We start from the raw sequence: 22,665 nt of genomic DNA, 5'->3' as shown, positions 1-22,665 counted from the left end.
AATATGGCCGCAATCGTAGCTGGGCAACATAATACCGATATAAAAGCGCAGAAAACGAGATTACTAAAACAAGGCAAAACAAAAATGCAGGCGCTAGGTGCAGCGATGAGAAAGTTGTCACAAATATGTTTTGGTGTTGTTAAGAATCAAACAGAATATCAGCCTCAAGTTAGTTAAATAAAAACTTGAGGCTGATTAGGAGAGATGGTATCTACAAAAGCCTATAAAAATTCATCAATCCAATATCAATATTTACCATACCACTCTAATTTCTTCTGCAAGTTCACAACCTCACCAATTATCAATAATGCTGGCGATTTCGCTTCATTCACCACGGACACTTCATAGACATCTTGAATGGTGGACGTAAAAACGCGCTGCTCGCTGGTTGTGCCTTTTTCAACAATTGCCACCGGCATGGATGGACTCATACCAAAGCGAATCAACGACTGAGTTATGTCTTTAAGGCCTGTTAAGCCCATATAAATAACCAAGGTTTGCGCTGGATGCACCAACTCTTCCCAAGGTAACTCTGTCGTGCCGTCTTTCAAATGACCTGTGAGAAATCGAACCGACTGAGCATAATCACGATGCGTTAAAGGTATCCCTGCATAAGCCGCACAACCTGCCGCCGCCGTTACACCCGGAACCACTTCAAAAGGCACGCCCTCTTCAATCAACTCTTCAAGTTCTTCACCGCCGCGCCCGAAGATAAAAGGATCGCCGCCTTTTAAACGCACTACCATGTGGCCCTCTTTAGCCTTGGCGGCAAGCAGGCTGTTAATCTCTTCTTGCGGAAGGCTATGCAAAGACTTGGCTTTACCCACGTACATTTTTTCTGCTGACTCAGGAATTAGCTCAATAATTTCTTTGCCAACCAAGCGATCATACAAAACCACATCAGCCATTTTTAATAAACGATATGCTTTTAACGTCAATAACTCAGGATCACCTGGACCCGCACCAATCAAATAGACCTTGCCCGTCATAACTTCCAATATCCACTCATACAAAAAAAGCCTCCGTTGAGGCTTTTTTATTAGAAAATTTAGCTTACGCTTTTTTCAAAACGGTCTTACCGCCCATATAAGGTACCAACACATCAGGAACGCGCACGCTACCATCAGCATTTTGATAGTTTTCAAGTACGGCAACTAATGTACGACCTACAGCCAAACCTGAACCATTCAAGGTATGTGCTAATTCTGGACGGCCTGTTTCTGGGTTACGCCAGCGCGCTTGCATACGACGAGCTTGGAAATCCCACATATTTGAGCAAGAAGAAATCTCACGGTATTTACCTTGACCTGGCAACCACACTTCAATGTCGTACGTTTTGTGTGCAGAGAAACCAAGGTCGCCACCACACAAGATCACAGTTCGGTAAGGAAGCTCTAGTTTCTTCAAAATCACTTCAGCGTGACCAACAAGCTCTTCAAGTACTTGTTCAGAAATATCTGGGCGACAAACATGAACTAACTCAACTTTTTCAAACTGATGCTGACGAATCATGCCACGAGTATCGCGACCATAGCTGCCAGCTTCACTGCGGAAACAAGGTGTATGAGCAACAAATTTCTTGTGCAAATCAGCGTCATTTAAAATTTCATCGCGCACCAAGTTCGTCACTGGCACTTCTGCCGTTGGAATCAGGTAAAGATCGTTATTTCCGCTGTCTTTATCTACTGGCACTTTAAACAAATCTGCTTCGAACTTAGGTAGCTGACCTGTTCCTTTTAGGGAATGAGCGTTTACCAAGTAAGGAACATACACTTCAGTATAACCATGCAAATCAGCATGCGTGTTGATCATAAACTGAGTCAAAGCACGATGTAGGCGCGCCAAATCAGAATGCATAACTGCAAAACGAGAACCGGTAATTTTTACCGCCGCTTCGAAATCCAGCATCTCCATTGCTTCACCTAGATCAACATGGTCTTTTGGCTCAAAATCGAATTGCTTAGGCGTACCCCAACGACGAACTTCTACGTTGTCGTCTTCAGTCTTACCTTCTGGTACAGATGCATGAGGAAGGTTTGGAATACCTTCTAGCAAGCTTTCCAATTCTTCTTGAACTTGTGTCAGCTGTGCTTTAGCCGCTTCAAGATCATCACCTAGCGTTACTGTTTGTGATTTTAACTCAGCCGCTTTGTCTTTATCGCCAGACTTCATTGCCTGACCAATCTCTTTGGACACTGAATTTCGGGCTTGTTGCAGCTGCTCAGTTTCTACTTGAATGGCTTTACGACGCTCTTCTAAGGAAGAAAAAGTCGCCACATCCAACTCGTAGCCTTTCTTTTTAAGTTGAGCCGCAATGGCTTCTGGGTCAGCGCGTAATGCTTTAATATCTAACATCTGGGCAACAATATCCTTCAATCAGTGTGTATAAATAAATTAGGGTGTCTTCAAACAATAACAGGGATCAAAAAAAACGAGTAACAGCCATACCAGCCGCTAAACCAGCAATCCCTAAAACACAACTCAATAATAAATAGCTTACAGCACTTAGCCAAGCCTGCATGTTAATAAGAGAGATAATTTCCAAAGAAAAAGTAGAAAAAGTGGTAAATGCCCCTAAAAAACCAACCATGACCAGAGGCCGATACGGTTCAAGGAATGGCATGCGTTCGCTTATCACTACAAACGCCACGCCCATCAACACACAACCTAGAACATTAATCACCATAGTCGCAAAGGGAAAATGGTGATTCCAGTAGGTATTAATCCATTTTGTCATGCCGTAACGACTCAGTGCACCAAATGCGCCACCAACGGCAATCATAAAATACATCATTCTTCACCCCCTTGAGGTAAGCCTTGCGAAAAAGAGCCATAACGCTGGAATGGGCTTTGGTTATCTAAATCAGACAACCAAGCCAGTTTGTCATTGATTTTTTTCTCTAAACCGCGATCTGTCGGCTGATAATAACGCATATCAGCCAATTCTTCTGGCATATAGTTTTCACCGGCGGCGTAAGCATGCTCTTCATTATGAGCGTAGCGATATTCATCACCGTGCCCCATACTTTTCGCCAAGGAGGTTGGCGCATTACGCAAATGGGCAGGCACTTCATAACTGGGCTGTGCCGCAACATCAGACATTGCTTGATTAAAGGCTTTATAAACAGCGTTGCTCTTGGGTGCGCACGCCATGTATACAGCAGCTTGCGCAATAGCACGATTACCTTCACCCGGACCAACTCGCTCAAAGACATCCCAAGCGTTTAAGCCAATTTGCAAAGCTCTAGGATCTGCATTGCCAATATCTTCTGATGCTATTGCCAGTAAACGACGCGCTATGTATAAAGGATCGCAACCGCCATCCAGCATACGCGCCATCCAATATAAGGCGCCATCAGGCGAGGAGCCACGAACGGATTTATGAAACGCCGAAATTTGGTCGTAAAACACATCTCCCTTACGATCAAAACGACGAACACTGCCGCCCAATACATCTTCTAACTGCTCTTGAGTCACCTTACTTCCCGGCTCTACAAGATCAGATAATATCTCTAAAAAGTTGAGGCCTCGACGAATATCACCATCAGCGGCTTGCGCAAGAACAGATAAGAAATAATCGTCTATTTGAAATGCATTGCCCTGTGAATCCGCAGCAATTCCCTTGTCGTGATCCTGTAAAGCTCGAACCAACACCTGTTTAACATCTTCAACACTTGGTGTTTTCAAACGATAAACACGCGCTCTAGAAAGCAAAGCAGAATTCAATTCAAAGGCTGGGTTTTCCGTGGTTGCACCGATAAACAAAAAGGTGCCATCTTCAATGAAGGGCAAAAAAGCGTCTTGCTGTGACTTATTAAAACGATGCACTTCATCGACAAACAAAACCGTCTGAGTGCCGCTCATCTGACGCAGATTTTTTGCTTGATCTACCGCCGCACGAATTTCTTTAACGCCAGACATGACGGCTGAGATTTCAATAAATTGTGCATCTAGGGCATGAGATAGAAGCTGAGCGAAAGTGGTCTTCCCTACTCCCGGAGGACCCCAAAGAATAAAAGAATGGCAATGACCTGTTTCTACCATTCTTCGCAATGGTTTTCCCGGACCAACCAAGTGCGACTGCCCAATATAATCATCGAGACTAGCAGGTCGCATTCTGGCTGCCAGAGGCTGATAACCTCCTGCAGGTATGTCCGAAAAAAGATCCTTCATTACTGACCTTCTACAATCACATCCACGTTAGCAGGTAAGTCTAGGACAAAATTTTCTTTCGCCACGCCTTCATGTGTCTCAACATTTTTAAACTCAATCACCGTTGTTTGTCCTAGCGCATCCAAGATACTCATCGCGCTAATCACTTTATTACGAAAAGACAGAGTCAATGTTTGAAATAAGTCTTGGTCCTCTTTCGGCGCTAAACGAAATTTTTCATCGCCAAGCGTTGTCACATTGTAGTGTGGAAGCACTTCTGCCGCTGGCTGCCCCAACAATGCAGCTGGAGAATTACCTACCGCACCAGACAAAGGCTTCTTCGTCGCTTGCTCTAAATCCACATCCCAAACGGTAATATATTTACCATCAGAAATAATACGCTGTGCAAAAGGCGTCACGCTATCCCAAACAAATTGATTAGGCTTTGCAAGAAGAAAAATACCTTCACTTACTTGCAGCTGCTTACCTTTTTCATCATAAGTGACTTGTCGAAACTCACCTTCAATATTACGGTTCAACTCTAACAAACTTTCTATCGAGCTGGTTGCATCGGCTGCTTGCACCATCGCTGTCTGAAAAACCGTTACGATAGTAAACATAGCCATAGTGACTAATTTATTTAACAAGTTGTATCTCCATAAAAACATTAAAAATAAGAGTTCCGAAAAACAAGAACTCTTGAACCATCATTCTTTATTCTGGAATCAAAATATCACGCTGTCCGTTGGTCCCCATTGGGCCAACTAGACCAGCAGCTTCCATCGATTCAACCAAGTTAGCCGCTCTGTTGTAACCTATTTTTAATCGCCGCTGAATAGAGGATATCGAAGCTTTACGCGTTTCAATGACAATTTTCACAGCATCATCATAAAGTGCATCTTTATCTTCTCCACCGCCATCCGTCATTAGGTCTTCGGGATTCACCACTACATCCTGAATATAGTCTGGCTCGCCTCGTTGCTTCCACTCTTCTACCACCGCATGCACCTCTTCATCAGAGACAAAAGCGCCATGCACACGGATTGGAGTTGGCAAACCTGCGGGTAGATACAACATGTCCCCCATACCCAAAAGCTGATCTGCACCGCCTTGATCAAGAATCGTTCGTGAGTCAATTTTCGAAGAAACCTGAAATGCCATACGAGTTGGAATATTCGCTTTTATTAAGCCGGTGATAACGTCTACAGAAGGACGCTGTGTCGCGAGAATTAAGTGAATCCCAGCAGCACGCGCCTTCTGTGCAATACGAGCGATTAGTTCTTCCACTTTTTTGCCGACAATCATCATCATGTCGGCAAATTCATCGACTATGATTACAATGTAAGGCAAAGGCTCTAAATGTGGTACAGTGCGAGCGACACCATCTTCTGAGAACATGGCCATTTCAGGCTGCCATAATGGATCTTGAATTGGCTTACCGGCTTCAATAGCATCTCGCACTTTTTTGTTGTAGCCCGCGATGTTGCGCACACCTAATTTCGACATTAGTTTATAGCGGCGCTCCATTTCATCTACCGACCAACGCAAGCCATTAGCAGCATCTTTCATGTCAGTGATAACCGGCGTCAAAAGGTGCGGAATACCTTCATAGATCGATAATTCAAGCATTTTTGGGTCAACCATGATCATACGCACTTCATCTGGCGTCGATTTTAGCAACATACTTAAAATCATGGCGTTAACACCAACCGACTTACCTGAACCTGTTGTACCTGCAACAAGCACATGAGGCATTTTTGCTAAATCGACAACCACAGGCTCACCAGAAATATCATGACCGAGTGACAAAGTAAGCGGCGAAGAAGATCGATCGTAGGCTTCACAGTTTATAACTTCAGAAAAATACACGGTATCGCGAACCTGATTCGGAATCTCGATCCCGATGGTCGATTTACCAGCAATTACCTCCACCACTCGCACACTCATAACACTCAAAGAACGCGCAAGGTCTTTAGCTAAGTTGGTAATACGGGAAACTTTCACACCTGGTGCAGGCTGAATCTCAAAACGAGTAATAACAGGGCCAGGGTTAACTTCAACCACATCCGCTTTTACCCCAAAATCCTGCAAACGCTGCTCTAGCAATTCAGATAATGCCAATAATTCATCTTCTGAATAACCACCCTGCTTAGGTTTAGGCGTCGTTAATACCGAGCGATCTGGTAACGAATAAGCCTCTATTTTTTTGTTACTGTCTACTTCATCTGCATAAGGGCCACTAAGGGAATCTAGCTGTTTAGCTTCAGACAGAGTACGAAATGCAGGCTTATGTGCTGGAGGAATCGTCGAAGGCTGTTTGTCATCATTAAACAGCATGGCATCAGCTTGCTCTTTAGAAATACTTGAGGGAACAACCTCTTGCTTATCCTCATCCTCCCATTCAAAAGGCTTCGCTGCTGTTTGTTTAGGTTGAGCAATCTTGTCTTTTGCAGAATCATCATGTTTTGCTGACCAAGACTCTTCGATATAAAGAGTATCGCCAAAATTGACGTCTTTATCATCAAAGGATAGGCCGTCAACAGACAAATCATCTAAACCACCAAACGCAGGCTCTTCATGAGTGATTGGTAAATCCGCGTGCGATTCATCTGCTTTAGCAGATTTAGATCTTGAAAACAGAGAAGGCAAACGAAACCTCGATTTCTTACCTTCCTCTAGATGAGATTCCTCACCTAATGAATCTTCAAATAAAACGTTAGGATTTGACTGCTCTTTAACGACAGGCTCAACTTTCGTCGGTTCAATAGAAGCTTTTCTTCTCTTTCTGACAATCGCAGGTTCCTCTGCTTCATCAGCAATATTAACACTGTCAGCAGCGCTGGCTTTTTTACTGGCTTTTGCTTCACGGCTATTCGCCCATTTTTGGCGAACATACATAACAAAGGTGTAAGCCCTCTCACCTAAACTGTCCATCACCCCTAACCAATGAACTTGAGACAATAAAGTAAAAGACAAAATCACCAAAGCCAAACTAACTAAGGTTGCACCATCATAACCAATAAAGCCATACAACAAAATCCCAAGGCCACGCCCCAATATCCCACCAGTACCATATTGCAATGAAGGCTCACCAACCGTATGTAAAAAACATAAAACAGAGCCAAATGATAAATATAAGATGCTACCAACAGTACAAAGCAAAGCATTATTAAGTGGTAACAAAGAGTGTGGGTTTCGCCATATGATTATAGCAACCCAGAAAAACAAAGGAGGCAAAGAATAAAACAAAGATCCAAAAAAGCCAGATGCTAAATCAGCAAGAATGGCACCGATTGGCCCCATAGAGTTTTGAGTTGCAGCGCCGCTACCTGAATAAAACCAACCAGCATCATCTGGGTTGTAGGTATAGGTCGCCAAACCAAAGAAGAATAAAAACAACAAAGCCGCAATAAATGCCGCTTGTTTGGCAAACATATCCCAAATTGGTGATCGTACCGACTCACTCATTTTTTCTGACAAAACGCGCCTTCCTATCTTATGCTAATCAAAACAAAACATGCCCCATACAGCTGAGTCATAAGTTCGCTAAGCTTACCATAAAAAAAGCCAACCCAAAGGGCTGGCTTTCGCTTTTACTAAGAAAGGCCTTCTTTATAAAGAAAAGTCTTAGAAGAAAGTTTTAACGCCAACAGTAGTTTGCTCTGCGCCGTTTGTAGAACTATCAGCAGCTAAGTCACCAGCGTAGTTTTTGACGTAATAAGTCAAATCACCAGATACGTATTCAGCAATGAAGTAAGTACCATCTAGCTCTTTTTCTAGCTCATTTGAGTATTCTAGAGTCAATGTCAGCGCATCAGTAGCAGCAAACGCAACAGAGGCTGTCAATTGCTCGCGATCAGTAGTAGTACCCGTACCTTGCTCACCAATACCGTAGTTCAAAGATAAAGTAGCTGGGCCAGCAACAGTCTGAACACCAACGTTGGCAGAATTAGCATCACCCACTACACCACCAGATACACCAGCTTTAAAGCCACCAAAATCTTGCACATAAGAAGCTGCAAAACCGATGTCTGAATCTTCAGTTGCAGTAGAACGAGTAGCTTCAAGAGCAATAGTCAGTTCCGGAGTTACTTTGTAACGAACACCTGTATTGTCTGTATCGCTAGCAGCAGTTACTAAATCAACACCACCAAAAAGCTCATCCATACCCATGAAAGAACCAGTCGCTACAGTACCATCAAAACGACCAAAGGAAACTGCACCTTGTTTAACGTACAGTTTTTCCATGCCAATTTTAGTACCTTCATCAACACCAGTAGTTTTAAATTCAAGCTCAGCGTAGACAATACCAGTATCAACGTGAAGCTCTAATTCACCTAGATCAGTACCATCAGCTAAGTCAGGCGTATCTTTAGATTCGCCGCTGTAAGTAGTGTACTCAACACCAGCCTCACCAGTGATGATAGCATCAGCAGCGAAAGTAGCAGTAGAAACAGCAGCCGCAACAGCAGTTACCGCAAACACAGAAGCAAGTTTAATCGCTTTCATTCAAGATTCCCCTTTATATTATATAATATGGTCTTGTAGACCTATCGATCGATTTTCATCTAACCAAGAAACGTTGTTAAATCAACGACTCATGTATCTTAAAACCTATCAGTTTCACTTTCATGACAGTTGTCAAAAAAGCAAATATCTTGTAGTTCCGAATACCGCATTCGACTTATCTTTTCGAATTACTGTTTAGGACTGCACCGATTAAAACCAAGTTTTCCATTACGGGTCAAGCACTCCTTGCACTTTTTTTCTTTTTTTTTTCATTTTGCACCCTTTTTTGGACGAAAAACACCCAACAAGAGCCTTAAAGAACATTTTTCTTAAGTTATTCATGCACATTAAAGACAATTAAGAATAACATTGTGTCAATAAGTAGCAAGAACAATATCTTTTCTTGCTCAATCTTAATTATCGGTGCACAGCTTTTTTTCTTTAGTTTTTTTAATAAAAAACATCCAAAGATAGTTTTTATGATTAAAAAAACTATAATCAGTAAATAAAAATGATCCGTAAAAAAACTGGGAACACAATCACCTCATGTCAGCTTCCACTAACAGTGAAAAGCACGAACTCATATTACTATCAGAGTCACCGTACGACACACCAAACCCAAACAAAGCACTAGACGACCCCGAAGGGTTATCCGCCATCGGTGGAGACCTTTCTTCAACACGATTACTCCATCTCTACAGCAAAGGTTTTTTCCCTTGGTTTAGTGATCCTGATCCTATTTTGTGGTGGCACCCTGAACAAAGATGCACACTCAATCCAGATCACTTCCATATTTCAAAATCGCTAAAAAAAGCGATAAAAAAAGATCAATGGCTATTTTCTGTCAATCAAGAGTTTGAGTCCGTAATCGGCTATTGCTCGGCCCTTCGAGCCGACAAGGAAGGTACTTGGATATCAAAAGACATTAAAAATGCTTACACCAAATTACACAAATTAGGCTATGCACACTCCATTGAAATTTGGCAGAAAAATAAACTCGTAGGTGGGTTTTACGGCATAGCAATGGGCAATATGTTTTTTGGTGAATCTATGTTTTCACTCATTCCAAATGCATCCAAAATAGCCCTAAAAACATTCTGCGAACTAACCAAGGACTGCGGAATTAAGTTGATAGACTGCCAAGTAGAATCGGATCATTTACTGTCTCTAGGCGCAAAAAAAATGCCCAGAGAAGATTTCTGTGATGTTTTAGAACAACTCATCCCAAACATAAAAAAGAACTCAGTTCTCATAAGTATTGGCAAAAAACCTGAAAAACAACCGATTTAGCTCAAAAATAGACACCATGAAAACGCAACTAGGTTTGCCTTACGCTGCGTTTTTAGGCAAAATACGCTCGATCAAAATTCAGACGTCGCTAAATACACAATCATGATTAAGCTATTTAGCGCTCAATTGACCAAAGAGGAACATCTTTCCTCTTCGTCTGCAGACCTCCTCTTGGTATGGTCGGCGTCTACTAAATAATAGTAAGTTAACACCATAGGACACATATTGTGGCAAAAGAAGAAGGCTTAGAAATGGAGGGCACTATCATTGATACGTTGCCTAATACCATGTTCCGTGTCGAACTAGAAAACGGACACGTTGTAATTGCACATATCTCTGGAAAAATGCGTAAAAACTACATCCGCATTTTGACTGGCGATAAGGTAAAAGTTGAATTAACACCTTACGATCTTTCAAAAGGCCGTATCGTTTATCGCGCACGTTAATTTAAGCAACCCAGCATGGGCAGCTTAAATTGATGTCATAAAAAAACCGGACCAAGTCCGGTTTTTTTATGACATGACAGTTGCATTATTTTATAAAAACTAATGCACAACAGCCTCTTTGATGACTTCAAATTTCAATTCATCACTCTTTTCATCCAAAGCCACTTTAACATGGCCACCATCATGAAGATCACCAAAGAGGATATGATCCGCTAGAGGCTTCTTCAAATGCTCCTGAATGACACGAGCCATTGGACGCGCACCCATCTGACGGTCATAGCCTTTATTGGCTAACCAGCCTCTGGCAGTGTCTGAGACCTCTAGCAAGACACCTTTCGGGTCTAACTGCGCCTGTAGCTCCACCAAGAACTTATCTACCACGTTAAAGATAATACGTTCATCCAGTTGCTGGAACTGAATAACAGCATCTAAACGGTTTCTAAATTCAGGTGTAAAGGTTCGATTAATAACCTCCATACCATCCGTCGAGTTATCTTGACTAGAGAAGCCAATTGAACGACGAGCCAACTCTTGAGCACCAGCATTCGACGTCATCACTAAGATCACATTACGGAAATCTGCTTTGCGTCCATTGTTATCAGTCAAGGTGCCATGATCCATTACTTGCAGAAGCAAGTTAAAGACCTCTGGGTGAGCTTTTTCTATCTCATCCAATAATACAACACTATGAGGATTTTTCGTCACAGCTTCTGTCAATAAACCACCTTGGTCAAAACCAACATAGCCTGGTGGCGCACCAATCAATCGAGATACCGCATGGCGTTCCATGTACTCAGACATATCAAAGCGAATCAGCTCAAGGCCCAATTGCTTGGCTAGCTGCTTGGTCACTTCCGTTTTACCAACACCTGTTGGACCAGCCATCAAGAAAGAACCGATAGGTTTCTGTTCAGCTTTTAAACCAGCACGAGACAACTTAATCGCAGCAGACAAAGCATCAATAGCATTATCTTGACCGAAAACAACCATTTTCAGATTACGCTCAAGATTAGACAGTACTTGCCTATCATCAGAGTTAACCGCTCTCACAGGCACTCTGGCGATCTTAGAGACGATATCTTCAATATCTGCAACCGTGATAACCGCTTTACGCTTACCTTCTGGCTGCAAGCGCTGGTAAGCTCCTGCTTCATCTACAACATCAATTGCTTTATCAGGCATATGACGATCTGTCACATAGCGCTGAGCAAGCTCCGCTGCCGCCAATAAAGCTGGCTCTTCGTATTTCACTTTGTGATGTTCTTCAAATGCACCAATAATGCCTTTCAAGATCTGATAAGTATCATCAACACTTGGCTCGTTTACATCGATTTTTTGGAAGCGACGCGCCAAAGCATGGTCTTTTTCAAACACACCACGAAACTCTTGGAATGTTGTCGAGCCAATACAACGCAAGCCACCAGAACTCAATACCGGCTTAAGGAGGTTGGAAGCATCCATTACCCCACCAGATGCAGCACCCGCACCAATAATGGTGTGAATTTCATCAATAAAAAGAATCGCATTCGGTAATTTTTTCAATTCGCCTAGCAACTGCTTAAGACGTTTTTCAAAATCACCGCGGTATTTGGTTCCTGCCAGTAAAGCACCTAAATCTAGGGAATAAACAACACCATCAGCTATAACATCTGGCACTTGTCCATCGACAATACGTCGCGCTAACCCTTCAGCAATGGCAGTTTTACCAACACCTGACTCACCAACCAGCAAAGGATTGTTTTTACGACGACGAGAAAGTGTTTGTATCACTCGCTCCACTTCGTATTCACGACCGATTAATTTATCGATCTTTCCAGCTTTGGCTTCTTCGTTAAGATTGGTAGCGAATTTTTGTAACGGCGCAGTCGCTGTATCTTCTGCTTCGTCATCATGATCCATGTCTTGAGAAGAGGCTTCGCCAGTTTTAGAAATACCGTGGGCAACGTAATTGACAACATCAATTCTTGCCACACCATGTCGTTTTAGTAAGTAGACTGTTTGACTTTCTTGTTCGCTAAAAATAGCCACCAGCACGTTGGCACCAGTGACTTCGCGTTTGCCAGAAGATTGAACATGAAAAACCGCACGCTGTAATACGCGCTGAAAACCTAAAGTTGGCTGAACTTCACGTTCATCGTCGTCTTCAGGGATTAGAGGTGTCGTACTATCAACAAATTCCTCAAGCTCCTTACTTAAGGTATCTAAATTCACACCACATGCTTTGAGGACGCTTGAAGCAGCGCCATTTTCAATAAGAGCTAATAATAAATGCTCAACCGTCATGAATTCATGGCGCTTGTCACGCGCCGCTTTAAAAGCCGTGTTCAGGGTTTGTTCTAGTTCTTTATCTAACATTGCTATTCCCTCACTCTGAATCAGTCAACCTTTTGTAGGTCGCACATTAAGGGGTGCTCATTTTGTTCCACGAACTGTTGTACCATTGCTACTTTGGTTTCAGCAATATCAAAAGGATAAATACCGCAAACTCCTTTCCCTTTTTGATGTACTTCTAACATTACCTGATTAGCTTTCTCCCCATCCATAGAAAAAAACCTCTGTAAAACAAATACGACAAAATCCATTGGCGTATAGTCATCATTAAACAACACCACCTGATACATTGAAGGTGGTTTTAATTCGGTTTCTTCAGGAGCAATTGCAATACTGGAATGCCCGTGTTGCTCATCATCTTCTGATACTAGTCTAATTTGTTGATCTGTAATCATCCCATGCCTCTGAGGCTACAATTTTTTACGTAATTTGCCAAAAGTTGACTCATTACTACTTATATACGACTTTTTATGAGTAATAGATTACCACTTGGATTTTACAAATACTAAAAGGGCTTCTACGCTCTTTATTGGGGTGACCAAATGTGCAATCAATGTTTACAAATGAAATTCTAGCATTGATTGGCCAAAAACAATTTGCACCTATTTAGCAATCTACGCTATCCGAGCTATGTTTTTTAACGCGCTTATCGTCATCATTACTCATTTTTGATGATATAAGCAAACATCGACTGAGTGGATAAGGAGTGACTCATGCATCACGGATCAGTGAAGTGGTTTAACAACGCAAAAGGCTATGGTTTTATTGTGTCGGAAGATTTTAATGAAGATTTATTTATTCATTATTCAGCCATCAATATCGAAGGCTACAAAACGCTAAAAGCAGGTCAAGCGGTTACGTTTGACGTTGAACCAGGAGAAAGAGGCCTGCATGCGATTGAAATCAATCCAACAATACCTAAACAAGAGACTAAACAGGAAGCTAAACAAGAGGACGCTCATTCCAGCGATAAAAACACTCAACTAGCATAAAAAGAAACATCATCGCTATCCTAAAGCGAATTTGTTATCTTACTCCTCATCTTGAGGAGTAAGATAAGTGCCCTTTTATTCTATTTTTTTGACTCCTTCCTTTCTTCCCAATCATATATTGAACTCATGCCCTCTAACTTAATTTTATTTAATAAGCCTTTTCGAGTACTCAGCCAATTTTCTGCAGAAGGCGATAAGTCTACTCTTGCGCAATACATTGAAATACCTGAGTTTTACCCTGCAGGTAGATTAGACTTTGATTCTGAAGGCCTTTTACTTTTGACTAATCAAGGTGCATTACAACACGTGATAGCATCACCCGATTTCAAGCTCCCCAAAACTTACTGGGTTCAGGTCGAAGGCGAGATTTCGCCCGAAGCTTTAGAAAAACTAAGACAAGGCGTTGAGCTAAAAGATGGCCTCACCAAGCCAGCACAAGCTGAACGTATGGCAGAACCAGACGTTTGGGAAAGAATTCCTCCGGTTCGCCATAGGGAAAACATCCCTACTAGCTGGCTATCACTGCAAATCCGCGAAGGTAAAAATCGACAAGTTCGTCGAATGACAGCCGCAGTCGGTTTCCCTACGCTTAGATTAATTCGTTATGCCATTGGTCCTTATACTCTAGAAAATACAATAGTAGGCCAATGGAACTTCATAGAGCCAACCGACAATTTATTAAAAGAGGTTAATCAGTTTGAAGAGCAAAGAAAGAGAAAGGCTGCCTCATCTAACCGTCGCAGCACTGGTCAAAAAAGACAACTCGGATCCAAAGGAAACAAAATATCTCATGGTGAAGGAGTGGCAAGACGGAATACTCGTCCTAAATCAACCAGCCGGTCACATCGAAAATAACGAAAGCGCCATAGAAGCGGTGATTCGTGAAACAAAAGAAGAGTCTGGCTGGATTGTGAAACCCATTGGCTTACTTGGTATGTATGCTTTTACACCTTACGAAGGTGCTGACACTTATCATCGCCTATGTTTTTTATGCGAAGCTGTTAGTGAAACCAACGAACCACTCGATAAAGATATTGTTTCTAGCCACTGGTTAACTTACGAAGAAATCATGGCACTAACTCATCGCAGCCCATTAATTAAAGCCTGCATTGAAGATTCGCAAAACAACCCCATTATTTCCTTATCATTCTTGTCAGATCAGTACTTGTCGCCTGTGCCGAGCACTCAAAAATGAAGTACAATGTGCAATCAAATTCACTGAGGCCATGCCTCTTCGTATTACTAAATTAACAGTCGAGAAAAAACCGGTCATGAAAGAAAGCCACTACCTAACAGATCAACCAGCCAATCACGATAAAAAAGTCATTGTGGGCATGTCTGGCGGTGTCGACTCCTCCGTATCAGCACTTATTCTGATGCAACAGGGTTATCAGGTTGAAGGCCTATTCATGAAGAACTGGGACGAAGACGATGGTACAGAGTATTGCACAGCAAAAGACGACCTTGCTGATGCTCAAGCGGTATCCGATAAACTTGGCATAAAACTGCATACAGCTAACTTCGCATCAGAATATTGGGACAATGTCTTCGAGCACTTTCTGGCTGAATACAAAGCTGGCCGCACACCGAATCCAGACATCCTGTGCAATAAAGAAATTAAATTTAAAGCGTTTTTAGAATACGCTATGGCATTAGATGCTGATTACATTGCTACTGGACATTATGTTCGTCGTGGAGAAAAAGACGGAGAGCCGCTGCTGCTAAAAGGTTTAGACGGCAATAAAGACCAAAGCTACTTTTTGTACGCGGTTGGCAAAGACGAAATTGCCAAGACACTTTTCCCTGTTGGTGAACTAGAAAAACCAGAAGTGCGCCGCTTAGCAGAAGAGTTTGGCTTAGTTACTCACAACAAAAAAGACAGCACCGGTATTTGTTTCATCGGCGAACGTCGCTTCAAAGATTTTTTAGAGCAATACTTACCCGCTCAACCGGGTGATATAGAAACCCTTGAGGGTGACAAAATTGCTCGTCACCACGGTTTGATGTATCACACTATTGGCCAACGCCAAGGTTTGGGCATTGGCGGTCTAGCTAAATACTCCGACGATCCATGGTATGTAGTTGAGAAAGACCTAGAGCGCAATGTTTTAATCGTAACGCAAGGCGGACAACACGAGTCGTTATTTAAAACGCATTTAATTGCCGACAACTTCGATTGGGTTGCAAGAAAAAAACCAGCTTTTCCGCTAACGTGTAAAGCAAAATGCCGTTATCGCCAACCAGATCAAGAGTGTACCATCAATGAATTAGCCGATGGCCGTGTTGAAGTATCCTTTGTAGAACCTCAACGAGCAGTCACTCCTGGCCAATCCGTGGTGTTTTATCTAGATGAAGTTTGTCTTGGTGGCGGCATAATTAACGTCGCCTTTAACAAGTAATTATTGAGAGAGAAAGCGTGAGTAGTAGAGAGAAAGAGCAAACCATCGCCCTGTCCGCCATATTTCAAGCGGCAGAATTGGTGTCGATTTTAGCGAAAACAGGTCAGGTGGATAATGCCAGCCTACAACCATTACTAGAAAGCCTATTAATGGTTAACGCAGCCTCTACTGAAGATATTTATGGTGGCCAATGGGATTGCTCAACCAATCTTGCCCTAGGAAGAAAAATCTCTCGACAAGCCTTAGGCAAAGAACGCAGCAGTGTAAACCCTGACACTCTTAGATATGCACTTAGCTTAATTCATCTAGAAAACAAACTGGCTAAGACACCAGAGATGCTGTCCACTATTGGGCAAAAAATCGCTCAAATCGAGCAGAAAAAAGCCCATTACGAGAGCGTTCTACACGAAAACATGTTGGCGTCGATTTCAGGCATGTATCAAGACACCTTGAGCAAGTTATCCTTTCGTATTCAAGTACATGGCGACAGTCGTTTTTTACAGCAACCACAAGTTGCTAACCAAGTTAGAGCCATTCTAATGTCTGGAATTCGTGCTGCCATGCTATGGCGACAACTAGGCGGTAAACGCTGGCATTTGATTTTTAAACGAAAAGCATTATTGAATGCACTAGAGTCACGTCATTAATGCTTAAAAGACCCACTGGGTCTTTTTTTATGCCTAATAAATAACCTTTAACGGGCGATTGGCAATCAAAGTGGTTGAGCAAAAGCCTCAGCGAATAATTGAAATCAATTTCCACTATATCTGAGAGCCAATATCTCTACGTTGTTTTTTTATGTAGTATATCGTACAAATTTTTAACCTGTGCGGGTTAACCTGTAAGAGCAGTTTAAATTAGGGAATGGCGGCTAAAAGTCATCTTCGATTCAATAGGCTAATGCCTGAAATTTTAGGGGAATTACATGTCAACGAAACAAACCATTTACTATACATTTACTGATGAGGCGCCAGCTCTGGCAACCGCGTCTCTACTTCCTATCTTTGGCGCTTTCGCCAAAGAAGCAGACATCGAATTAAAACTGACAGACATATCTTTGGCTAGTCGTATTATTTCTGCTTTTGCAGACCTACTTCCGGCAGACAAACAAGCTGAAGACGGCCTAAAATTCCTAGGTGACCTAACCGCAGACCCTGAAGCAAACATTGTTAAGCTACCTAATATCAGCGCTTCTTTGCCACAGCTGAACGCTGCAATTAAAGAGTTGAATGCTGAAGGTTACGGTCTTCCTGAATATCCAGAAAACCCACAAACAGACGAAGAAAAAGACATTCAAGCCCGTTACTCTAAAGTTCTTGGTAGTGCAGTAAACCCTGTACTACGTCAAGGCAACTCTGATCGTCGCGCACCTGCAGCAGTTAAAGGCTTCGCTCGCAAAAACCCACACTCAATGGGCAAATGGAGCAAAACATCAATTTCACACGCTGATTACATGCGTGACGGTGATTTCTACTCTTCTGAGCAGTCCGTCACTATGGATACAGCGCAAACAGTTAGCCTAGAATTCGTTGGCGCAGACGGCTCCGTTGAAGTGAAAAAGTCACTTCCTCTTCTTGCTGGCGAAATCATCGACAGCATGAACATCAGCACCAAAAAGCTTCGCGCTTTCTTTGAAGCGACACTACAAGAAGCAAAAGAAGACAACATCATGTGGTCTGTGCACTTAAAAGCAACCATGATGAAAGTCTCTCACCCAATCGTATTTGGTCATGCGGTAACCGTTTTCTACAAAGACGTTTTCGAGAAATACGGCGAGCTTTTCAAAGAAATCGGCGTTAACCCAAACAACGGTTTAGGTAGCGTTTACGACAAAATTCAAAGCCTTCCTGAAGCGAAACAAGAAGAGATCAAACAAGCCATTCAAGACGTTTATAAAACACGCCCTGAACTAGCGATGGTTGACTCTGACAAAGGCATCACTAACTTGCACGTACCAAGTGACGTAATCGTTGATGCCTCTATGCCTGCGATGATACGTAACTCTGGTAAAATGTGGGGCCGTGATGGCAAAGCACACGATGCTAAAGCTGTTATTCCAGACAGCACTTACGCTCGTATTTACCAAGAAACTATCAACTTCTGTAAAACCAATGGTGCATTCAATCCAGTAACAATGGGTACTGTGCCAAACGTTGGCCTAATGGCACAAAAAGCAGAAGAATACGGTTCTCACGACAAAACGTTCGAAATGAAAGCCGATGGTGTGATGCGTGTTGTAGATGCAAACGGCAAAGTTCTAATGCAGCACAATGTCGAAAAAGGTGACATCTGGCGTGCATGCCAAACTAAAGACGCGCCAATCCGTGATTGGGTGAAATTAGGTGTGACTCGAGCTCGCCAATCTGACACTCCTGCTGTGTTTTGGCTAGAAGACGAACGTGCACACGATAACGAACTTCGTAAAAAAGTAGAAGCTTACCTAAAAGACCATGATACAAGCGGTCTAAACATTCGCATCATGTCTTACAACGAAGCAATCCGTTTCTCTATGGAACGCATTATTCGTGGCAAAGACACTATTTCAGTAACAGGCAACATTCTACGTGACTACCTGACTGACTTGTTCCCAATCTTGGAATTAGGCACGTCTGCGAAAATGCTGTCTATCGTACCAATGCTAAACGGCGGCGGCATGTATGAAACTGGCGCAGGCGGTTCTGCTCCTAAGCACGTACAACAGCTTATGGAAGAAAACTACCTTCGTTGGGACTCTTTAGGTGAATTCCTTGCAGTAGCGGTATCTTTCGAAGAACTTGGTATCAAGCACAACAACGAGAAAGCAAAAATTCTTGCTAAGTGCTTAGATAAAGCAACAGGCAAATTACTAGACACTAACAAGTCTCCTTCTCGTAAAGTTGGCGAAATCGATAACCGTGGTAGCCATTTCTACCTAGCGCTTTACTGGTCTCAAGAACTTGCTGCACAAACTGAAGATGCAACATTAGCGGCGAAATTCGCGCCTCTTGCAAAACAGTTAGCAGACAACGAAGACAAGATTGTTGCTGAACTAGCAGCAGTACAAGGCAAACCTTCTGGCCTATCTGGTTACTACCACATGGACCTAACTGAAGTCGCTAAGATCATGCGTCCTAGCACAACCTTCAATACAGCATTAGCAACGCTTTAAGTCTATTTATTAAAGCCAAGTAAATGACATAAAAAAGCCCGAGTAACTCAGTTACTCGAGCTTTTCTTTGTCTATTTGATCTGTTTTTTATGCTCTATTGCGATTTACCAGTTAATTAACAAACCGCCATACTTCATTGCTAAATCACACCTAACCTTAAAGTTAGACCTTAAAACTAGAGATAAGATCAGATAAAGCTTTAGATTGCCCCAACACTTGCTTAGCCGCCACGTTTGACTGCTCAGCGTTTTCACTTGTTAGTTCCGCTTCATCACGAATAGAACGAATTCGTCCATCAATATTTTCTGAAGCAGCTGCCTGTTGTTCCATAGCCGATGCAATCTCAATAGCCATGGCGGAAATATTCCCCATAGAAGACGTAATCGTATGCAAGGCTTCTTTTGCCTTTAATGACTGAGCAACACTTTGCTCTGCTTGTTGCTTACTTTCGCCCATTACAAGTACTGCATCTTGCGAGCCTTTTTGTAATTGAGTAATCATTATCTGAATTTGTTCTGTGGAATCCTGAGTGCGCTTAGCAAGCGTTCGAACTTCATCAGCAACGACAGCAAAACCACGTCCCTGCTCACCGGCACGAGCCGCTTCAATCGCAGCATTCAATGCGAGCAAGTTAGTTTGATCGGCAATGCCTCGAATCGAATCTAAGATACTACCAACATCAGAGGTTTCTTTTTCCAAGGCCTGAAGCACTCGTGATGCTTTTTCAACGCCTTCAGATAATTGTTGAATTGATAAAACACTGTTATTCACAACCGACTCTACTTCTTTTGCTATGTAATCGGATTCTTTCGCAGCTGTCGCCGCTGCATCAGCACTGTTAGCAACATGACGCACTGTGGTTTGCATCTCTGCAACAACACTAGCAATACCCGATGTTTCTTTTTGCAACCCCTGCATACCAATACGCGTTTTATTTGAGGCAACCAGCATTTGCTCGCCGGCTACCGACAACTGAGCTGATTGACCCTGCTGAGTCACAACAAGAGAATGGATACCCTTAATAAACACGTTAAAACTGTGTGCGACGGAGGACAACTCATCATTGCCCTTATCATCAAGGCGAACCGTTAAATCGCGGGCACCAACAGAAATATTATGCAGAGACGATTCAAGCGAATTTAAATCTGGAAGCACACGGCGACGTAAAACAACTATCACACCAACAATCACAACACCCGAAATTAAACTGCTGATCAAAGATAAAAATTTAGAATCTTCAAGAGTCTCAATCGAAGCTACTGCACTTTTATCAAGTTGATCAGATAACTCATTAGCAATTTGCTCTAATGATTGAGCCAAACGCGCCGATTCTTGATCTAGACCACCAGCGCCTTTCATTAAACTATTACCAGCATCAGTGCCATTATTAATATAAGCAGAGGCCATTTCTCGACCTACTTTGTAAACCTGTTTCAATTGCTGCTCTAACTCATTTACGCGAGAGCGGTAACTAGGCATGATTCGAGTCAGTTCTTGTAAGCTCTTCATAGCACTTTTCATGCTCGCATCAACTTCGGGTAACGCCTCATCACTGCGCGTTGCGCCCATATCCGTCAAAAACTGTTGCACTTGCACAACGTAATAACGAGCATCCTTCATAGCAGATACAGCATCAGAGATAACTACTTGCTGACGAATGGCAGCTTCGTTACGAGTTAAGCCCTGCTTGCTAAGTAAATAAAGCGCAGACAAGGCTACCAATACAATAACAATGACCAAATTCATGATACGGCTGATCTTCATGTTCAATACTTTCCTAAATAACTTCTAAAAGGGCGTTAATTTGGCAGCATCATACAAGTGAGAAGAGTTTAAAACACCTTGATTTAACAAAAATATACTCAAAAAAACGAGTAATTAATAAACAGAACAAAAGACCAACTGTTTATAAGCTCATTAAAACTAAACCGCCTTCTGCAAATATACAGTCTGGCGTAGCGGTAGGCCGCGCTTTTGCCTATAATAGCGGCTCCCTGAAAACCATGTTCGAGGCGTTATCTCAATGGAATTAACTAGCTTAAATGCAATTTCCCCTATCGACGGTCGTTACGGATCGAAAACAAACGTACTACGTCGCTCCGTGAGCGAGTATGGTTTGCTGCGTATGCGAGTCATAGTCGAAGTTCGCTGGCTACAGGCTCTTGCCAAACACCCACAAATTGTTGAAGTTCCAGCATTGAGCAATGAAGCCAGCGCTTTATTAGATCAGCTTGCAGATAACTTCAGCGAAGCTGATGCACAAGCTATTAAAGATATTGAGAAAACCACGAACCACGATGTCAAAGCAGTGGAATATTTCATTAAGAACAAAATGGCTGATAACGCAGAGTTAGCAGCGATTTCTGAATTTGTTCACTTCGCTTGTACATCAGAAGACATCAACAACTTATCTCATGCATTAATGTTGCGTGAAGCATTGGAAGAAGGCATTACTCCAGAGCTTAAAAACGTCATCAAAGCAGTTCAAGATCTAGCAATCGAGCACGCTGAACAATCTATGTTGTCTCGTACGCATGGCCAAACTGCCTCACCAACCACAGTTGGTAAAGAAATGGCTAACGTTGCTGCGCGCCTTAGCCGCCAACTTAAGCAAATCGAAAACGTTGAATTTTTAGGCAAAATCAACGGTGCTGTAGGTAACTACAATGCTCACCTTTCGGCTTACCCTGATGTGGATTGGCAAGCACACGCTGAAGCGTTCGTTACTTCCCTGGGTTTGACTTGGAACCCTTACACGACTCAAATTGAACCTCATGATTACATCGCAGAGCTATACGACGCCATTTGCCGCTTCAACACCATCTTGATCGATTTCGACCGCGATGTGTGGGGCTACATTTCTATGGGCTTCTTCAAGCAAAAAACCATTGCTGGCGAAATTGGTTCTTCTACCATGCCGCATAAAGTTAACCCAATCGACTTCGAAAACTCCGAAGGCAACTTGGGTATTGCGAACGCAATCATGGGCCACTTGAGCGCTAAACTGCCAATCTCACGCTGGCAGCGCGACCTAACTGACTCTACGGTTCTTCGTAACCTTGGCGTTGGTTTAGCTCACAGCTTGATAGCTTACCAAGCAACTCTAAAAGGCATCAGCAAGTTGGAAATCAACGCTGCACGTCTTGAAGCAGATTTAAATAATGCATGGGAAGTATTGGCTGAGCCAATTCAAACCGTTATGCGTCGCTACGGCATCGAATCTCCATACGAGAAACTAAAAGAGCTAACTCGTGGCCGCACTATCGACCAAGCGACTATCGAAGCTTTTGTCGATACGCTAGAAATGCCTGAGCAAGCCAAAGCCGAATTGAAAGCGCTAACACCAAGCACTTACATCGGTAACGCTGTTGCACAAGCGAAAGCGATTCGTGACTAAG

Annotated in this window: 19 protein-coding genes and 1 pseudogene; 10 read left to right on the top strand and 10 right to left on the bottom strand. The window is 42.7% G+C overall.

Annotation, left to right across the window (positions count from 1 at the left end; genetic code table 11):
• Positions 1-177, top strand: a pseudogene (locus CCS02_RS18860) (IS110 family transposase); the annotation flags it as partial.
• 68 nt (positions 178-245) lie between these two features.
• On the opposite strand, the gene cobA reads toward CCS02_RS18860, so the two are convergent.
• The 7 genes from cobA to CCS02_RS18825 form a co-directional block, all read right to left on the bottom strand.
• Positions 246-989: a uroporphyrinogen-III C-methyltransferase gene (gene cobA / locus CCS02_RS18855; RefSeq protein ID WP_012070928.1), complete on the bottom strand. Its 744-nt coding sequence runs from the start codon at positions 987-989 to the stop codon at positions 246-248.
• A 64-nt stretch (positions 990-1,053) separates the two neighbouring features.
• Positions 1,054-2,355 carry a serine--tRNA ligase gene (gene serS / locus CCS02_RS18850; RefSeq protein ID WP_100637432.1) on the bottom strand — a complete coding sequence of 434 codons (1,302 nt, stop codon included), beginning with the start codon at positions 2,353-2,355 and terminating at the stop codon, positions 1,054-1,056.
• 67 nt (positions 2,356-2,422) lie between these two features.
• Positions 2,423-2,794: a fluoride efflux transporter CrcB gene (crcB, locus tag CCS02_RS18845; RefSeq protein WP_100637431.1), complete on the bottom strand. Its 372-nt coding sequence runs from the start codon at positions 2,792-2,794 to the stop codon at positions 2,423-2,425.
• Complete coding sequence (locus tag CCS02_RS18840) at positions 2,791-4,173, bottom strand: replication-associated recombination protein A (RefSeq protein ID WP_100637430.1); 1,383 nt, start codon at positions 4,171-4,173, stop codon at positions 2,791-2,793. Before CCS02_RS18840 ends, crcB begins: the two co-directional genes overlap by 4 nt.
• Complete coding sequence (gene lolA, locus CCS02_RS18835; RefSeq protein ID WP_232728918.1) at positions 4,173-4,799, bottom strand: outer membrane lipoprotein chaperone LolA; 627 nt, start codon at positions 4,797-4,799, stop codon at positions 4,173-4,175. The genes CCS02_RS18840 and lolA overlap by 1 nt, the downstream gene beginning before the upstream one ends.
• Positions 4,800-4,866: 67 nt before the next feature.
• Positions 4,867-7,620 carry an FtsK/SpoIIIE family DNA translocase gene (locus CCS02_RS18830; protein ID WP_100637434.1) on the bottom strand — a complete coding sequence of 918 codons (2,754 nt, stop codon included), beginning with the start codon at positions 7,618-7,620 and terminating at the stop codon, positions 4,867-4,869.
• 159 nt (positions 7,621-7,779) lie between these two features.
• Entirely contained in the window at positions 7,780-8,661 is an 882-nt protein-coding gene (locus CCS02_RS18825; RefSeq protein ID WP_100637428.1) for a hypothetical protein, read from the bottom strand.
• A 546-nt stretch (positions 8,662-9,207) separates the two neighbouring features.
• On the opposite strand from CCS02_RS18825, the gene aat reads away from it, so the two are divergent.
• Both aat and infA read left to right on the top strand, forming a co-directional pair.
• Positions 9,208-9,951 (top strand): leucyl/phenylalanyl-tRNA--protein transferase, encoded by a 744-nt coding sequence (gene aat, locus CCS02_RS18820; RefSeq protein ID WP_100637427.1) that lies wholly within the window; start codon positions 9,208-9,210, stop codon positions 9,949-9,951.
• A gap of 227 nt (positions 9,952-10,178) precedes the next feature.
• Positions 10,179-10,397, top strand: coding sequence for a translation initiation factor IF-1 (gene infA, locus CCS02_RS18815; protein WP_012070936.1), 219 nt, complete (start codon positions 10,179-10,181; stop codon positions 10,395-10,397).
• Positions 10,398-10,496: 99 nt separating this feature from the next.
• Here the strand turns inward: infA and clpA are convergent, their stop codons facing one another.
• Both clpA and clpS read right to left on the bottom strand, forming a co-directional pair.
• Positions 10,497-12,752, bottom strand: a complete 2,256-nt coding sequence (gene clpA, locus CCS02_RS18810) for an ATP-dependent Clp protease ATP-binding subunit ClpA (protein ID WP_072840979.1) — start codon at positions 12,750-12,752, stop codon at positions 10,497-10,499.
• 20 nt (positions 12,753-12,772) lie between these two features.
• Positions 12,773-13,123: an ATP-dependent Clp protease adapter ClpS gene (gene clpS / locus CCS02_RS18805; protein WP_012070938.1), complete on the bottom strand. Its 351-nt coding sequence runs from the start codon at positions 13,121-13,123 to the stop codon at positions 12,773-12,775.
• A 318-nt stretch (positions 13,124-13,441) separates the two neighbouring features.
• On the opposite strand from clpS, the gene CCS02_RS18800 reads away from it, so the two are divergent.
• From CCS02_RS18800 to CCS02_RS18775, 6 genes are all read left to right on the top strand, one after another.
• Positions 13,442-13,720, top strand: coding sequence for a cold shock domain-containing protein (locus CCS02_RS18800; protein WP_072840980.1), 279 nt, complete (start codon positions 13,442-13,444; stop codon positions 13,718-13,720).
• Between the two features lie 126 nt (positions 13,721-13,846).
• Positions 13,847-14,575: a pseudouridine synthase gene (locus tag CCS02_RS18795; protein WP_100637426.1), complete on the top strand. Its 729-nt coding sequence runs from the start codon at positions 13,847-13,849 to the stop codon at positions 14,573-14,575.
• The gene (locus tag CCS02_RS18790; protein WP_100637425.1) at positions 14,511-14,915 is read left to right on the top strand and encodes an NUDIX domain-containing protein; all 405 of its coding nucleotides are present in this window, start codon (positions 14,511-14,513) and stop codon (positions 14,913-14,915) included. Before CCS02_RS18795 ends, CCS02_RS18790 begins: the two co-directional genes overlap by 65 nt.
• A 76-nt stretch (positions 14,916-14,991) precedes the next feature.
• On the top strand, positions 14,992-16,119 hold the full coding sequence (gene mnmA, locus CCS02_RS18785; RefSeq protein WP_100637433.1) for a tRNA 2-thiouridine(34) synthase MnmA: 1,128 nt from the start codon (positions 14,992-14,994) through the stop codon (positions 16,117-16,119).
• A 17-nt stretch (positions 16,120-16,136) separates the two neighbouring features.
• Positions 16,137-16,766, top strand: a complete 630-nt coding sequence (hflD, locus tag CCS02_RS18780; protein ID WP_072840983.1) for a high frequency lysogenization protein HflD — start codon at positions 16,137-16,139, stop codon at positions 16,764-16,766.
• A 278-nt stretch (positions 16,767-17,044) separates the two neighbouring features.
• On the top strand, positions 17,045-19,267 hold the full coding sequence (locus CCS02_RS18775; protein WP_100637424.1) for an NADP-dependent isocitrate dehydrogenase: 2,223 nt from the start codon (positions 17,045-17,047) through the stop codon (positions 19,265-19,267).
• Positions 19,268-19,429: 162 nt separating this feature from the next.
• Here CCS02_RS18775 and CCS02_RS18770 read toward each other — a convergent pair whose 3' ends face one another.
• Positions 19,430-21,031: a methyl-accepting chemotaxis protein gene (locus tag CCS02_RS18770; RefSeq protein ID WP_100187174.1), complete on the bottom strand. Its 1,602-nt coding sequence runs from the start codon at positions 21,029-21,031 to the stop codon at positions 19,430-19,432.
• Between the two features lie 259 nt (positions 21,032-21,290).
• On the opposite strand from CCS02_RS18770, the gene purB reads away from it, so the two are divergent.
• Positions 21,291-22,664, top strand: a complete 1,374-nt coding sequence (gene purB / locus CCS02_RS18765) for an adenylosuccinate lyase (protein WP_100187173.1) — start codon at positions 21,291-21,293, stop codon at positions 22,662-22,664.
• Position 22,665 lies beyond the last annotated feature (1 nt).

It is taken from the genome of Marinomonas sp. ef1 (assembly GCF_002806845.1).
GTDB classification, from domain to species: Bacteria; Pseudomonadota; Gammaproteobacteria; order Pseudomonadales; family Marinomonadaceae; genus Marinomonas; species Marinomonas polaris.
The sequence above is the reverse complement of the archived record's forward strand: the minus strand, read 5'-3'. Positions and strand labels throughout refer to the sequence as shown.

Excerpts from the sequence above, each read along its gene's own strand:
- cobA (WP_012070928.1), bottom strand. The coding sequence starts at position 989 with ATGACGGGCAAGGTCTATTTGATTGGTGCGGGTCCAGGTGATCCTGAG.
- serS (WP_100637432.1), bottom strand. The coding sequence starts at position 2,355 with ATGTTAGATATTAAAGCATTACGCGCTGACCCAGAAGCCATTGCGGCT.
- crcB (WP_100637431.1), bottom strand. The coding sequence starts at position 2,794 with ATGATGTATTTTATGATTGCCGTTGGTGGCGCATTTGGTGCACTGAGT.
- CCS02_RS18840 (WP_100637430.1), bottom strand. The coding sequence starts at position 4,173 with ATGAAGGATCTTTTTTCGGACATACCTGCAGGAGGTTATCAGCCTCTG.
- CCS02_RS18830 (WP_100637434.1), bottom strand. The coding sequence starts at position 7,620 with ATGAGTGAGTCGGTACGATCACCAATTTGGGATATGTTTGCCAAACAA.
- CCS02_RS18825 (WP_100637428.1), bottom strand. The coding sequence starts at position 8,661 with ATGAAAGCGATTAAACTTGCTTCTGTGTTTGCGGTAACTGCTGTTGCG.
- aat (WP_100637427.1), top strand. The coding sequence starts at position 9,208 with ATGTCAGCTTCCACTAACAGTGAAAAGCACGAACTCATATTACTATCA.
- clpA (WP_072840979.1), bottom strand. The coding sequence starts at position 12,752 with ATGTTAGATAAAGAACTAGAACAAACCCTGAACACGGCTTTTAAAGCG.
- clpS (WP_012070938.1), bottom strand. The coding sequence starts at position 13,123 with ATGATTACAGATCAACAAATTAGACTAGTATCAGAAGATGATGAGCAA.
- CCS02_RS18800 (WP_072840980.1), top strand. The coding sequence starts at position 13,442 with ATGCATCACGGATCAGTGAAGTGGTTTAACAACGCAAAAGGCTATGGT.
- CCS02_RS18795 (WP_100637426.1), top strand. The coding sequence starts at position 13,847 with ATGCCCTCTAACTTAATTTTATTTAATAAGCCTTTTCGAGTACTCAGC.
- CCS02_RS18790 (WP_100637425.1), top strand. The coding sequence starts at position 14,511 with ATGGTGAAGGAGTGGCAAGACGGAATACTCGTCCTAAATCAACCAGCC.
- mnmA (WP_100637433.1), top strand. The coding sequence starts at position 14,992 with ATGAAAGAAAGCCACTACCTAACAGATCAACCAGCCAATCACGATAAA.
- CCS02_RS18775 (WP_100637424.1), top strand. The coding sequence starts at position 17,045 with ATGTCAACGAAACAAACCATTTACTATACATTTACTGATGAGGCGCCA.
- CCS02_RS18770 (WP_100187174.1), bottom strand. The coding sequence starts at position 21,031 with ATGAAGATCAGCCGTATCATGAATTTGGTCATTGTTATTGTATTGGTA.
- purB (WP_100187173.1), top strand. The coding sequence starts at position 21,291 with ATGGAATTAACTAGCTTAAATGCAATTTCCCCTATCGACGGTCGTTAC.